Source organism: Fluoribacter dumoffii NY 23 (assembly GCF_000236165.1).
GTDB lineage: Bacteria > Pseudomonadota > Gammaproteobacteria > Legionellales > Legionellaceae > Legionella > Legionella dumoffii.
Window position 1 is genome coordinate 689,080 of sequence record NZ_CM001373.1, and the last position, 15,289, is coordinate 704,368.

Here is a 15,289-nt window from a genome sequence, read left to right on the forward strand (position 1 = left end):
CAAATTTTTAAGTTTCATAAATAGTCGTTATTGTCATGGTTTGATTATGCAACTCACAATTTCCGACAGAAAAAGGTGATAATTCTCCATATGAATAAAAACCAATTTGGGTCGAACCTTTAGGTAATGCCAACATTGTTGATTCGATTTCTTCTTCTGTCCGTTCACCCAATAATAGCCTTCTCCCCACACAACTGATGTCAATAGCCAATACCGGACCTAATTGTTCTAGATTATCCTTAAGCATTAATTTATTTGCCAAAAGACCCGCTTCATTCGCACTATCGATTAATCGATCAAAATTTGCCCTCATTAATTGGGCGTGCCATCCATTTGGAACGTCTCCAGCAAATACTAAAGATTGTTCTTTTTCATCAATTGCAAGGATGGTCCGAACCAATTGAGCATCATTATGGGCCTCAGGATTATTTATCGCTAAGGGGTAAAGTAAACCTGAAGAGGGCAACTCGGAGGCTTTTTCGCCCAAGTATTCCTTATAAAGCTGCAAGGCAGGTTGATAATCAAGTTCATATAAAATGTTGGATTCGGAACGTGTAATCCGTCGAAGAGGGCCAAAAATATCCCAACCTCCTTTAGAGGCATGGCCGACATGAACATCTGATCCATAAAAACCTACAGCAACTACATAATGGTCAAGAATTTGATTATTCGAAATAGTCCATGTTTTTTTGAAATTGCTGCCATCCCCAGCTAAGCCGCCGGTAATAATGAGTTTTTTGGAGCCTTTTGCAGTGTTCAACCCTTGTACCAATTCGGAACCGTTGACATTTAACCCATCAGAGAGGATAAAAATGCTATGTAGATCATCTGCTTTTAATTGTTCAGCAATCAATTTACTCGTATTTTTTGAATCTTTACTATGATTTACTTCTGCTTTTGCCATTTTTAATGTAGTTTTGGCAAATTTAATTACAGCTACCGTAATACTGTGATCAAAAAGGCTGTCCCCAAAAATTTCACCCGACGTGGAGCATCCTATAATTTTTGAATTGGAATAAAAGTTAGCTAATTGAATAATAGGCTCTTGAAAATCAATGAATTCCGGAGCTGCAAAAATAAGAACTAGGGTATCTTCAGAATCAAGATTGGGAAATTCTTTCAAGTTCCATCCTTTATTTTTAAGGAATTGAAAGCTTTTTATTTCCATATTTTCTCCGGAGCAAGATTTTTTTCATGGTTTTTTATTATTATAGTGTCAATTTTGGCTTTTTTCTGGAGCAGTTGATCCGAACTGTTTCCTAATTGTATGAACTTATAATCGCCAATTTCTTTCTGGTCATAAGCGTTTGCTGCGGATTCTTGGGATCTGAGAAAGATTTTTTTAAATTTAAAAATTTTAATTAAAAAAATTGACTTTAATATGTCATCTTTTTAGCATGGTGCCAAAACTACGCACAATGAGGGATGTTATGTTAGGACTAATAAGTTTCGATGAGATTAACTTTGTTCTCAATAACCCGGATGATCCGAATCATTCATTATCCGGTGAATACAAAAGGATTAAACAGGTTTATAAAAGGCGGCCATCCTTTTTTGATCCTTATCAAAATGGTAAACAGTGGATTGGTGGCGCAATCGCCCCAATTGTTTACCCATTAGAATTTGCCTCTCTTGGTTTGATAGGGATTGTAGCGGGTGTGGGTTCTTTGATTGCTACACTTGGATGTGGCCTGGCCGGAATAGGCGCGGTAATATCGGGGTATGCATCAGTTCAGGATAAGGCGTTTAGAAATGCAAGCCAGTTTTTATATTATGCAGGATACTCGCTTGTAAATGCTGCCGCAGGTCTTTTATTGGCATTACTGAGCATACCCTGTTCTCTTATTGTTTTGGGTACCCGCAGCTTGGCTACTGTCACTGCTGATGTGCTGGAATGCATGAATAATGCAAGTATGACTACAGAAGTTTATCCAAAAATAGCTATATAATACAGAAAAACCAAGGATTTTATGCTTTATTTAATCGGTGAAAAAGAATTAAATTACGTTTTTGATGGAGGTACCTGCAAGGAGATTATCAAAAGGGGAATTACCACCTACAAAAATCGTCCGGGATTTTTTACTCCTTACAGGAATATCTACGAATTTGCAGGGGAGCTCATTGCTCCTGTCTTCTATCCTCTTCATGGAACGCTACTTGCCGGTGCCACTGCAATTGCTGCTGTAATATCTGGCGCCTTATATATAGGGGCTTCACTTGTCGCTCTTGGGGCTTCTTTGTTTCATGCTCCAGAATTTAAAAATAATACCTGCAAGTTAGCTGGTTTTTCCCTGTACTGTACAGGGTGGTTTCTTATTATATCGGCAGCGAGTGCATTACTTGCCCTTATCAGTATTCCTCATAGTCTTGCCTCTCTTGTTACCCGCTCTGTTTCTACTTTAGTAAATGCAGGATCCGAATCTGCGAGAAATGAGAGTGTACAAGACAACCCTGAAGACGAGGATGAAATGATTTGTCGATGTATCTGACAAGCGACATTCAAATCGATTTTCATGCAAATATATGAGTGTTAATTGGTCATTAAAAGAGATAGTATACGCGTAAAAATTGCCCTCTTGGAACTAACCTTATGAAAGAAATAACACTGACCGCCATCTTTGAAGGAACTATCTATAGTATTGAAAGTCCTAATACTCATTTGCATCGAGTTTTGACTGAAGATGCAAAAGGAGTTCGCATCACTTCATCCGCAGACGTCGACAAACATCAAGATACCACCCATTTTAAAATGGGTTTTAATGGGTGTGCCATCGAGAACGGCGTAAAAGGGGTTCTATTTGGAGTAGGTGTAGAAGAACAAAGCGATCAAGTAGTAGCAGTGGTCAAAAAACTTATCCAAAAGGGATATAAAGTAAAGTTTAATGGGATTGGTTTGAGCCGGGGTGGAATTGCTGCAATCCTTGCGGCTATCAAGTTATCGCATATTGACCATTTTCATTTAGAAACGAATCTGCTTTTATTAGATCCTGTGCCCGGTAATTTATTTTACACGCCTTTATTAGATTTTTTTAACTATTCATTGGCTAACCGTGCAGTTAATTTATCAGAATCTAAAAATTTGAACTACGTAGAGACACTCTATCCTTATCTTGAGGTGGGTGATGATACGGGCAAGTATTTGGATCAAGTTCTTGCCAAATTCCATATACCTATAAGACCTACTTATCCCAAGCATGCTCGAGTTAATGAAGAAGTGATTTTAGGAGCTCATTTAAAGGCTTTTCAGGATGTTGATAAGGAAAGTGATGAAGTTCCTCTACGTTATGGGGTGGATATAATTCCTGTAATTAGAAAACTCAGTAAAGCGCTCATGTATCAATTTTTAAGCCGGGTAGGTAGCTTGGCGGACTCCAAAGAGAATGTGGAACAATCACAAATCATTAATGAGTTCCAACGAGATAGAGAGAAATGGACACGGACTCTTCAAGGGATTATCAAGAATCTTGATCCGAAAAACAGATATCTGCATTCCCAAAATGGCTCTAAAATTACGGTTTCAAATTCAGCCCAATATCTGAATAAAACGCACCGTGAAATCAGTAATTCAGATTCTATTGATGTGCATGAATTATGTTTAAAAGTGGAACCCGAACGCATCAATTTTGAGAAACCAAAAAATCCGGTCTGCAAAGCAGACTTGTTGGAACTCATCATCATTATTCAGGAGAATATGACTGCCAAGAGCAAGGAGGGTAGAAAGGGTGAGCTATTGAGTACTATTAAAACCAATTTGGAACGTGATGAGTCGTATAGTGAAGAGCAGTTGAGCTTTATACTTAGAGATATTCTTGCCGTGGCTCTACAACGGGATCGATACAGTTACAGTTTTTATGGGACAACAACCTCTGGTTTGATTTTGGTGAAAGTATTGAATCAATCACGCTTTAGCGCAATCCAGGAGCTGATACAATCAAATGATAAGCCTGTTGAATATTCTGATTTATGTGCCTATGTTTTGGGTAGAAAAGATGCAGTGCATTTTAACAGCCAGAGCAAGAATATGAATCTTTCTAAAATTGAAGAGCATAGGGTAGGTGAAGACGGTTACAGGATGTTAATCTAGAATAACTAAAAAAATTTCAAGGAAGAATAATGATAAAAAAAGGAAAATTGCCCTAATGTTCCACTGGCTAAGGGACTGGTGGTCTGAACGAATCATACGTCATTCACTTATAACCGATTTGGAGTGGAAGAGGGCATTTTACGACCTGCCTTTGCTGCATCGTTTAGATAATCAGGAACAAATAAAACTGAAACGTTTGGCTATCTTATTTCTTTATTATAAATCATTGGAAGGGGTAGGCGATCTGGAAGTGACACCTGCTATGAGATTAAATATTGCATTGCAGGCATGCCTTCCAATACTGAATCTGGGACTGGATTGGTATGATGGTTGGGTCTCCGTCATAATTTATCCGGGGGCATATTCCCATGAGAGTAAGGTAATTGATGAGTTTGGGATAGAACATTCAGGTAAATCCAGTTTAAGTGGGGAATCGTGGCAACGCGGACCCGTTATCCTCTCATGGGATGATTCATTGCATCATGGAGAAGGACGTAATGTAATTATCCATGAATTTGCTCATAAACTGGATATGCTCAATGGAAGTGCCAATGGATTTCCTCCTCTTCACAATGGAATGTCTGTATCAAACTGGGCTGAGGTTTTTAGCTCGGGATACAATGACTTACTCCATAGGCTTGAACAGAACGATACTATCCCGATAGATCCTTATGCTGTTACATCTCCGGGCGAGTTTTTTGCTGTTTTTTCCGAATTATTTTTCGAGAAACCCGAAACAATAAGCCATTATTATCCTGAGATTTATCAATTACTTGGCAAATTTTACCGGCAGGATCCATTAAAGTTATGCATAAATGATGGGTAACCTGACATCTGGATTTCAGGCTACCCATAAGCTCACCAACTAAATGAATAGCGTGTTTCTCTGGAGCTCCAACCATCTGTGACATGCACGTCAAGTTTTTTTTGAGAAATCAGATTAAATTCGATTAAAGAGCCCCAATAGGGATTATGGAATTCAAAGCTTTGTTTTGTTTCCCCAATGGTTAGTTTGCAAGAAAGTTGCCTCGGTTCAGGTGCACCAAGACCATCGCCATAACTTAAATCCAACTGGGTCGATCCCTGGGAGTTTCCTGCAGAGGTTACCTCACTCAACCAATTACATTCAATCTTTGCGGATTGAGAGTTTTGGTTTTTTAATTTTAGACAACTTCTATGAGTACTAATACACGGCTTCGCAAAACTGGTACCGACAAGTAAAGTCAACAGCATAAAAGTATATAATTTAGTCATATTTATACCTAATTAGTTAGGGTGTGTTGTTTTTATCATTGTTATTAAATGGGTGTCAATGGTTTCAGGTAAACTGTTATTTACTGAAAAACCAAAAAACAAGAGTAATGATCAGGCTAATTACGATGCAAGTAGTGATAGGGAAATAAAATGTAAAGTTGTTTTTCTGGATAATGATGTCACCTGGAAGTTTTCCCAATCCCATTTTTATCAAAAATGGCCAAAATATTCCTGCGATTAATAAAATAATACCCGTAATGATTAATATCTTTTGAGCCATTGTAATCCTAAAGCATTAAATGAGGGGAAGGACGTTTTCCTGTAACCAATAACCCATTTATAATAGACGATCTACGGTTAGTTTTCTTGCAATTCGAATGAAAAAAGCAGAGGACGCACACAGTTCCGTAATGGTGAAATAACAATTGAGGTAAAATTTGAGGAGTCAGGAGGCTCAACTTGACTTCTCAAAATTCATTTTTGCCTTAACTGTAACTAGGCGACAATTTTTGGTGTATCGAGATTAAGTTCAACCTCACCAATTGTACCTTCTTGTAGGGGAATCTGTGATTCCTCCTGGGTTAATGTCGCCTGGAACTTCAGTAGATCCGCGGGTTTGAAGAAGCGACGACTTTGATACTGTGTTTTCTTAATTTCCTTTTCAGCAATTTTATTAATTAAGGGTTCAGTGTCGCCAAGTTCTTTTTCTATAGCTGTAATTTGTTCTTGTGATGCTTCATCGAGATAAGATGCCAAATCCTCTTTAGCTTCTGAGAGAAGATTCTTTATAAATTCCATTCTTTTCCTATCCAATAGCACATTGTGATCATTTAAGGCATATATCCACTGGATTTCTTCATGATCTAACTCTTGCCAGGCCAACTTGAGTTGTGCCTGAGGTTTTTCAACAGACTGGACAGTTTGTGAAAGTAATAGGTTTTTAGTTTTTAAGGTGATTTTTTCCCAATAGGAACAAGACTCCTCTTCCATTCGCTCTTCTGCTTTCGTAATGAGATATTCCGTATCTGATATCGACTTCTCATTTCTGCCGATTTGTTCGCCAATTTCCATCTTCTTTTTTTGAATCTCGTCAAGTTTCTTTTGTATTTTTAATTGTTTGTTTAAAAGAAGTGCGAAGTCGAGATCGGGCTCTATGCCTAAAAGACTCTTGAGCTGGATCACATTTACGGGCTGTGATTTCCAATCCAATTGTTTCAATTGACCGGCATGCTCCATTTGTTTCCTAATTTGTTCAGGGAACTCCTGAAAATCAATTACCGATTTATCCCAGTCAAGAGCCAATATCGCCTTTAACCTGAATAATTTCGCGAATTCGGCTCGTTTGTGTGAAGGCAGGATATCAATAGTTTTTACGTCCGATAAATTCAAAAGAGCCTCTTTATTTTCCTCAAGAATTGATTTAACTCTCTTTATTTCATTACGCTCTGCTTCAACATGGGGAAGGAATGAGGATTCATATCCAGTAAATCCTTCCTGTAAGGGTGCGTCTTCAATTTGAAAATCTATATAAGATTGAATCCCGTCATTACCACTTTGAATATGCACTTGCTCAGGCTTAACATTAAATAACGCAGCAAATTGGCTTTGTTTTTCTGCCAATAAGCTTTCTTGGGCATCTTGATTTAACCCATCTGGTTTATCCAATTCCTCTATGGATCTTAGGAGTTGTTTTTTTAATGCATTCAGTTGATTTAAATAAGGATGATATGCTTTATAAGAGCTAAAACGTAATGTAGCCTCATATAACTCATGTATTATATGAGTGGGATTATCCTTGCTCTGATTGCATATTTTGAGAAGTGCGGATTTTAAATGCTCCCATGTAGGATCATAGAGTGTTTTGAAAAAATGCGGTGATGTATGGCTCAAACAATTGCGGAACGCATCGATTTGATGCTCTGCGATTACTTGATCATGGCATTGTTGCCTAAAATCAAGATCGCAATGCGGGGCGCTATTTAATGAATCAATCGCATTTAGAGCATCATTAATCACCTCTCGGGGCGATGAGTGCCGTATAGAAAACAGATACTTATCTTTTAAAATGGTTCGATGACGTTCAAGTGTCGCATACAGTCTCTGAATTTTATCTTTATCCTGGGGCGAATTAATTAGATCCCCCGCTAAAGTATAAATTTCTAATGCTGCATTTTTGGCTGCTGTTCGTTCGAACAGGGCATGGAGCGGTTCTGGATTTTCTTGAACCCAGGCAAACTCATCCATAAGGTATTGAGCCAATTTTTTCATTATTTCTTCATCGTAGGACTTTTGTAAATCATTTAAATTTTCATCTTCCGGCAATCCTGAATTCCGATAAAGAGTAGAAAATGAGAGAATTAAACCTTGTACTTTAAATTGTTCGACAAGTGAGAATTGTGTTAATTGCTCGCAGTAATTTAATACTAAGGGCTTAATTTGCGATAATAATTCCCGGATGGCTTTATCATCGGCATTCATTAGCTTACTTTGATAAAATTGAATAACACTTTCTGTAACTTTTTCTTTTTCTTCGCGATGTAGTACTCTGTTTTTTTGTTCAATTAACTTATAAATTACGGTTCTTACAATTTCAGGTATGAAATAAGAGTTTTGCGAGGTATTTTTGGGGAAAAATACTTTTATAGTATCGGGACAAATCGCACAAAACTCCCCAATCAAATGAGGTAAAATTTGTTTACTTTGGGCCAGTTCCAAATCATTTTTTGTTTGACCTTCGGGTTTGGTATACTCCAGTACAACCCCCGCTTTATCAGCAATCACTGTTTCCAGGTTTTGATGCATTAGGGCTTTTACCCCAGCTTTAAATTGCTTCGGTTTTTGTTGAAGCTTAGACTGTATATTTAATTCCTGGAAGAAGTCTAGTTGTTTCAGAAACTTAAGCCTTAAGCTTTGCTCAAAGCTCATACGTACTGCTTTATCTGCTTTAGCGGCCCACTTTTCTTCTCGTGCATTCTCCCAAAGCTTACAGGCGGTCTTTTTGAATTGCTCAATACTCTCATTAAGCGAGGTTTGAGTTACATTAGGATCCTGAGAACGGGTAAGCTCACTTAAGATCGTTTCGCGCCATTGATAAAATTCAAATTTTATTCTTGGATCATCGGGATAAAATTCCAATAGCAAGCTTTCCCATGCCTCTATTTGTTGCATCAGTACTTGCTGTACTTCATCTATAGCTTGAGTATAAATCCTGTCAACAGTTGCTTGTAATTTAATTTTATTTCTTAATTCTTCAACCGATTGCTCATTAATACTCTGACGCACCCAAGGTAAAATATAATAGAAAAATTTCTTGAGCATGTTTTCTGGAGGTTTGACTTGATAGATTGGCAACCAGTCACCAGGTTTGCCATTTCGTGCAGCTCGCCCTGCGATTTGAGTTGTCATCCTTTGTGTGTCTGCATACGTTTGAATTACGAACAAGCCTTTAGGATGATCACCTGTGTTGATATCTATTCCTTTGGCAAGCATAGCAGTACCCACAGTTATGGTATTAACCTGTCCAGCTTGCTTGATTATCTTATCCAATTCACTTGGGGATTCTTTACCGGTAATGATTTGAATCTTAAAACCTTGTTCTTTATAAAATTTTAAACTATTGCCAATTGCTTCTGCTTCATCAAAATCTTCATTGATAATGAGAATAGGTTGTGTTTGCGTATGACTCCATTTTTCAATGGCCTGTTTACTTTGCGTAATAAGTGTTGCGTGTTCATCAAAAGTCTGTATCGCTAAATCTGGATTAAGCTCCATTGTAGGTTTGGTTACAGGGCACTTAATGCGTTCAAATGTTTCCTGAATTGATTTAATTGTCTCTTCACGATTGAAAGTAAAGATGGGTTCATGATTTTTGCGTTTGTCACCTGCATAGGGTGCTACACTGATGGCTTGAGTTCCTAAAGAGGTAGCCAAACTTTCCAGTTCCCCTTTATCTCCAGGAGTGGCTGAAATTCCCAGCAAACGTCCTTTTGTTTTTTGATAAAATTTAATTAAACCTTGAATTGATTGACTGGCAAGCACAGAGGGGACGCGATCAATAAAAATGTATTGTGCTTGGTCTTTATTTTCGAATTTTAATCGTGCCTGTAACGCTTGTTGTACTGCTTCTGTAAAAATTGAACCATGTTTAGGTGTACTGCGGATTAGAGGAACACAAGCGATTTTTTTAATCACCTCATGACCTGTTTCATCCTTTTCCTTTATCGGTTGGACTATAAAATGTTTATTCTCCACCAGGGTTTGAGCAACACAGCTGGCATGAATCCATTGTTTCAGCTGGGTATTGCTTGATGCCATCAAATAGTTTTGCTTTTCTACATTACCATTAAATTGTTCATTTATTTGTTTGTTGAGAAAGATTCGAAACTGGTCCAAATCTTCATCCTCATCCCAGGGAGGATCAATCTTACGGAAAGCAGGAAGATTAATGAATTGATGTGCCAGCGGGTAAATCCATTGCTCTGGGTTGTCTTCGTTAGCAGCTTCAGTCTCAGCTACAAGTTTATGGAGTGTTACTTGATCTAAAAGTGCATCATCACATTCATCCAAAACAATATGAACCGGATCGCTGGTTTCCAGAAGCCCTTCTTTTTTAGCCTCTTTTGCCGCTAAGCGGAAAAGAGACATATCCTCACCTGTAGAGCAATTGATTCCATTAATTTGGTAAGCTTCAGTTGGAGTGTCACTTTGGATCAGTGCAGATTTTATTCCCAGAAATTTAAAGAAAGGTTCGCAGCTGTTTTCATAATCGCGAATAAGTAATGTTGGATTAGCAGTGCATTGATCAACAGTACCCCCTTGTGACCATTGCAACACTGAAAGCATTGGAGTATTGATACTCTTACCTTCACCGGTTTTGATACGCATTAACAGGTTAGATGAAGGGTCATGAAGGGCTAATAACAGGACGAGCATTTGGGTTGTATTTGGAAATAAACCTGTGGTTCGGAAGTAAATTTCTCGTAAATAAGCCAAAAGCTCGAGATTGGCGACTTCCACTTGTTCGGGAGGAATTGTTTTAGAGCGTAATTGTTGAAGTAGGGCGTTGGCTTGTATTTTTAGATCATGACGCGAACAGGCAGTTAACTTCTTCAGGCCAGTGAAGTCATTAGGGTTTAATGGATCGGTATATCCTAAAGTTTCGATAAAAGTTAATTGCCTTGCAAGTTTCATTTGCAATGCATGAGGAAAGTCTTCTTCATGAAGCATGTCTTGCAAACTTACTAGCGCATCTTTTATTCGATTGGTGGCAAACTGTTTTGCTAAATCTCTTGTTTCACCTGTCTTCGCGAAGGGATTTGTGTCAAAACTCGAACAGTAGTCATGGAGTTTTGTTGAGTCATGAGCGAGCAGGGCCGTGTTAAGGCTTTGGGCATTGGGGTAGGGTGGAGTCGCAAATAGTTTAAGAACCTTCCCAACATCAGCTGCAGAGCGTCGTCCCAAACCTTTAGTGACTTCCAGCAAGGCCGGCAAGTTCACTGTGGGATCTTTTTTATTTTTTGCCAATCCCGTAACAATGGCAATAATGTTTGTTCTGTTTTCAGGATTAATTTGCGTCAGTTGTTGAAGAATCAGAGGGTAATTAGCCAAATCATGATTAGGATTATCATGAGAAACTATATGGAGTAAGGCAATGCAAAGTTCGGCTTGGTCTTGATTTTGAGTTAAGAATAACTGAGTTTGTTGTATCAATCCCTGGACAAGTTCGGCGCTCGATCCTGAAAGTCCAACAAGTATTTGCAAAATTTTCTTGATAATTAAAGATTTGGTTTCTTCTGGAAGGTCTGCTTTCTTCAATTCATTTAAAGCAGCGAGGGGAAAGGGACTCGCACTTCTCAGATTGTGAGCCATGCTCATTTTAAAGAACATCGTTTGTGTTTCTGGCTCAAGACCCTGTATTTTAAAGAGTTCTACCAATCCATTTATTGCCCGTTCCAGTGCAGCAGGATCGGCATTGGGATACTCCTCTAAAGCCTGGGTGGTCAGTTTCAAGTAATGATCCAGTTTATCTGAATCTTCTTGGATTAAATTCCCTACTAAAATTTGTTTTTGTTTAAAGTTTAAACGAGCTAACAGTCCGGTATTAAGTTGTTTGTAAATTTTAATGAATTGCTGGGGAAGCCTATCATTGATATCAATAAGTAAATTTAGATAATTCGCAATTGATTCAATTTTATCTTTGTAATTTTGTAGTGCCAGATGGGAAGGTGCATTTTCATCAATTGAAGCAGCTTCATCAAGAATGCTTTTTTCAAATTCCAGATCTTGGGTATTCAATTGATGTAAGGTTTTTTTCAACGCAGGCACTACTTTTTTCTGGATCAGTTCTTCTTTGAAAAAGAAGGTTAAGGAATGGGTTTCATTAAATTGCTCCATCCAGGAAAAACAGGTATTTAAATCCAAATCCTTGACAATCTGTTTATTCCTGGGATTTTCAAAGAAGGCTCTCATCTGCGACATAAGCAAGTTATGAACTGAGCCTAGAACACTAGCAAAGGCTTTTCCTGTAGTTTGATCGTTGGCTTTTCTTTTTCCAGTGAGCAAGAAACTTAAAATGTATTCCCCTTTTGTTTCTCCAAGGATGAGGCTGTAGGTACCTTCGAGTAACATAGGCTTTTTTTCTTCAAAAAAACGAAATTTTTCAAGTACTTCCGGGAATTGGGGATTGGGCATTTGTAGCATGGTAACTAATTCATGCACTGCATCAAAAAGCGGCATCAATTCCTTACCCAATTGCTCGCGCAATTTCTGCGGTACCATGTAATTTTGTAAATGCTTTTCCAGTTCCTGCTTTAGTTTATTTACTTCGAATACTGCACTTCTTTTTTTAATTGCATCAACAAGCGCATCAACAATTAAATCATCGAGCTTGGATATATCTCCATTACCAACGACACAATCTTTTAAAAGATTTTGTTCAATAAGAAGATTTTTAAACCATTCCTCTTGCTTTTCCGGGGTATTACATTCAGCCGGAATATTGATATTATTAGAATTGGCAAGAGTATCAATAAGACTTTGTATCTGCTCAATTTTAGGTAATTCTTGGGATTTGGAGATATTAATTTGGCTCAATGTATGGAGTACAGTCTTCTGCAATTCAATATTTTTTTTAACTTTTAGATTTTGAATTGCCAATACCAAATTATCTACAGCGTCTTGAGCCAAGTCAGGCTGATTGAGTTTTGCCAGTAACTTAATCAGATCGGGTGATAAAGTCTCGCGATTCCCCAGCAGCATTGTCGTAAATGATGCGGTAACCGCAAGAGAAAATTGATTTATTTGCGGAGCCGGATCAGTTTTTTGAATACGCTCTTGTAAAATGCCCAGGATTTCAGGGCCTTCATTCTCCAGGCATGATACCAATGGGGTAATGAAATCATCTTTCAAGTGTTTCTCAGGAAATGCAGTTTTAAACTCAATACATTGCTTCATAAATGTATTGATCTGCGCAAATGAAAAATTGGTCTTGAATTTAAAGGAGCGGGAAAATGCTTGCAGTAAATCATTGCGATCAGCGGGTTCCAATACTTGTAATGATTGGATGCAATTATTTAACTCCTCTCTCCATTGTACGGGGTTTAATGTATCCTTGTTTGCAAAAGTGCAGGTTAAGATAAAAGTTAATTGATTTTTTTGAACAGAGGTCCAGGAGGCAAGTTTTTCAATTTCAAAAAGTTGTGCCTGAATGTCAGATAACCTTATTTCCTTTTTCCAGTTTTGCCCAAAATATCGAAATATCCAGGGCTTAAGATCAAATACTTCATTGTTGATTTGTTGATAAATAGGCTCTGGATCGGGGATGCTATCTTCAGGGTTTTCAAGCTTCATACAGTCAGCAACTTGCTTGAATTGTTCTGCAGCTGGTTTTTGTAACATGGCATAATGCACCCCGGTTGGGCCCCAGTTCAGATCCGACAAAGAAAGACATTGTTCCTGCGGATTTTGAGCATGTTCTATAACATCCAACACCCTGTTTAAGGTTATGAGTAAATGCCCCTTGTGGTTTATAGGGCATGGATTTGGTAGTGTCAGGTTTTTTTCTGCAATTCGGGGAAGAAAGATTTGCGTATATGCTTCAAAAAATACATTAAAGTCAAAACTTTCCGGGTCGTAGTTTAAATGGGACGCGACCAGGGTATTCCACCATTCTTTTTGTTCTGCAGGCAGTTGCACAAGTTTTTGAAGGTTTTTTATTCCTCGAGTGCTCAAAAGAGCATTTTGGACTTCAGGGGTTTTGAAACACTCCAAATTAATTTTTTTATTCAAACATGCGGTAAGGAGTCTGACTAAAACGATAGAGTGGGATTCACCTCCCATTAAATACTGCTTGCAAAGCAAGGGAACCAGGAACTCTTCATTCTGGTCTGATTGGATTAATGCTGTGATTTCATCTTCATAAGCAGGTAATAATCCCAGAAGGATATTTTTTTGGTTAGGGGAGAACTGGGAAGCCAAAAGTGCGTTAATCGTATTTTGTGAAAGCAAAGGCAGCAGAGAGGATGCTTCTTCAACAGAGGGCAAAATTAAACCATCCTGTTTTTTAAGCACAGGTGCTAAAGCAGTGGGAATTTTTTTGGGTGAATCAGTATAACAAAACGCTTTTTTGTCTTTATTTATATAAAAACCCTTAGGAAGATTGTTCGGGATAATTCCGTCCCTAAATGCATAGCCATGTTCTCTTAATTGTGGAATAACTGAATCTTCCACCTGATCAATACCTAATGCCCTAAGTTGTTTGACCAGTTCGGGAAAATCGGGAAGGTCTAAGGGTGACAATTGAAGTGCTGGACTTACTATCTGCTCACTTTGGTCAAGGTGAATAGCGTGTTGGATACTGGGTGGTTTAGGTATCTCAAAACTTTTTTGAATTTGGATACGAGCCCGGACCGCAGGTGATTTTGAATTCAAGGCATACTTCAGTGGATTTATTTTAGGGGTATTGGAGGTGTTTTTCAGGATGGTTTCGGCTGTTTTATTTAATACAGTCCGCCGAGCGAGAAAGGAGAGTTGCTTTGTTGCTTGCTCATTTCCCGGAATTTTAAAAATGAAAAGACGTTTACGTTCGTCAGTAACGAATTGGGAAAGTGCACGAATATCTTTAGCGGTGATCTGTTGTGCATCAAGTTCAATTTCTAAAGGATTATAATTTACTTCGGTTTCATAGGAGGCAATCAGATTTTCCAATAAAGCTTGAAGGTATTTGTTTTCTGAGAATTGAGGCACCGCAAAACTCCTGGAGTTGAAGAAATAAAGTACACTAGTTAATAACCCTGAGTGATACTTTTATATCATTACTGGTGCGACGTATTATAATCAAAAAAAAAGAATATATACAGCACGATATGTAAATAAATTATTCATAAAGTAGTTTGTGCATATAAAAAAGCGTCTTTTTAAACGAAGACCAGAACTGTTAAAGTGCTTCCTGCCATGCTCTGAGGTGGCTTTGGATTTATCAATTTTTAACCGAAAATAAACTTCTTTATGAAAAGTGTAAAATTTACTTGACAGAGCCGGGGTAGCTAATTAAACTGCGAACCTAATTTTAGGGGTTATAGCTCAGCTGGGAGAGCGCTTGCATGGCATGCAAGAGGTCGGCGGTTCGATCCCGCCTAGCTCCACCATCAACATCACAGATGTTGATGGAAAAAACGTTATAGGTCCCCATCGTCTAGCGGCCTAGGACACTGCCCTTTCACGGCGGTAACAGGGGTTCGAACCCCCTTGGGGACGCCATTATTGGCATTAGTAGTTGTTGCGGTAAATAGTTGTAAAAAAGATCCAGGTCCCCATCGTCTAGCGGCCTAGGACACTGCCCTTTCACGGCGGTAACAGGGGTTCGAACCCCCTTGGGGACGCCACATTCGCTTTGATTTAAGCAATTCTTCTTATTATCTTATTTTTATTACATCTTAAATAGAGTGCTTTATT

The 15,289-nt window shown here is 38.3% G+C and carries 8 protein-coding genes and 3 tRNA genes; 7 read left to right on the top strand and 4 right to left on the bottom strand.

Going from position 1 to position 15,289, the window contains the following annotated elements; all coding sequences use genetic code 11:
- Positions 1-7 precede the first annotated feature (7 nt).
- Positions 8-1,168 (bottom strand): FIST signal transduction protein, encoded by a 1,161-nt coding sequence (locus KYQ_RS03175; protein WP_019349645.1) that lies wholly within the window; start codon positions 1,166-1,168, stop codon positions 8-10.
- A 262-nt stretch (positions 1,169-1,430) separates the two neighbouring features.
- Here KYQ_RS03175 and KYQ_RS03180 point away from each other — a divergent pair, with 262 nt between their 5' ends.
- From KYQ_RS03180 to KYQ_RS03195, 4 genes are all read left to right on the top strand, one after another.
- On the top strand, positions 1,431-1,949 hold the full coding sequence (locus tag KYQ_RS03180) for a hypothetical protein (RefSeq protein ID WP_010654001.1): 519 nt from the start codon (positions 1,431-1,433) through the stop codon (positions 1,947-1,949).
- Between the two features lie 21 nt (positions 1,950-1,970).
- The gene (locus KYQ_RS03185) at positions 1,971-2,489 is read left to right on the top strand and encodes a hypothetical protein (protein ID WP_010654000.1); all 519 of its coding nucleotides are present in this window, start codon (positions 1,971-1,973) and stop codon (positions 2,487-2,489) included.
- A 101-nt stretch (positions 2,490-2,590) separates the two neighbouring features.
- Positions 2,591-4,084: a hypothetical protein gene (locus tag KYQ_RS03190; protein WP_010653999.1), complete on the top strand. Its 1,494-nt coding sequence runs from the start codon at positions 2,591-2,593 to the stop codon at positions 4,082-4,084.
- Between the two features lie 55 nt (positions 4,085-4,139).
- Positions 4,140-4,910, top strand: a complete 771-nt coding sequence (locus KYQ_RS03195; protein WP_010653998.1) for a M90 family metallopeptidase — start codon at positions 4,140-4,142, stop codon at positions 4,908-4,910.
- A gap of 32 nt (positions 4,911-4,942) precedes the next feature.
- Here the strand turns inward: KYQ_RS03195 and KYQ_RS03200 are convergent, their stop codons facing one another.
- From KYQ_RS03200 to KYQ_RS03210, 3 genes are all read right to left on the bottom strand, one after another.
- Positions 4,943-5,338 carry a hypothetical protein gene (locus tag KYQ_RS03200; RefSeq protein ID WP_010653997.1) on the bottom strand — a complete coding sequence of 132 codons (396 nt, stop codon included), beginning with the start codon at positions 5,336-5,338 and terminating at the stop codon, positions 4,943-4,945.
- A 76-nt stretch (positions 5,339-5,414) separates the two neighbouring features.
- Positions 5,415-5,618 carry a DUF2905 domain-containing protein gene (locus tag KYQ_RS18815; protein WP_010653996.1) on the bottom strand — a complete coding sequence of 68 codons (204 nt, stop codon included), beginning with the start codon at positions 5,616-5,618 and terminating at the stop codon, positions 5,415-5,417.
- Between the two features lie 215 nt (positions 5,619-5,833).
- Positions 5,834-14,581: a preprotein translocase subunit SecA gene (locus KYQ_RS03210; protein WP_019349647.1), complete on the bottom strand. Its 8,748-nt coding sequence runs from the start codon at positions 14,579-14,581 to the stop codon at positions 5,834-5,836.
- A gap of 325 nt (positions 14,582-14,906) precedes the next feature.
- Between KYQ_RS03210 and KYQ_RS03215 the strand changes: the two genes are divergently transcribed.
- From KYQ_RS03215 to KYQ_RS03225, 3 genes are all read left to right on the top strand, one after another.
- Positions 14,907-14,982 (top strand) — tRNA-Ala (locus KYQ_RS03215).
- Positions 14,983-15,018: 36 nt separating this feature from the next.
- Positions 15,019-15,094, top strand: a tRNA-Glu gene (locus KYQ_RS03220).
- Positions 15,095-15,143: 49 nt separating this feature from the next.
- Positions 15,144-15,219, top strand: a tRNA-Glu gene (locus tag KYQ_RS03225).
- The last annotated feature ends 70 nt before the right edge of the window (positions 15,220-15,289 follow it).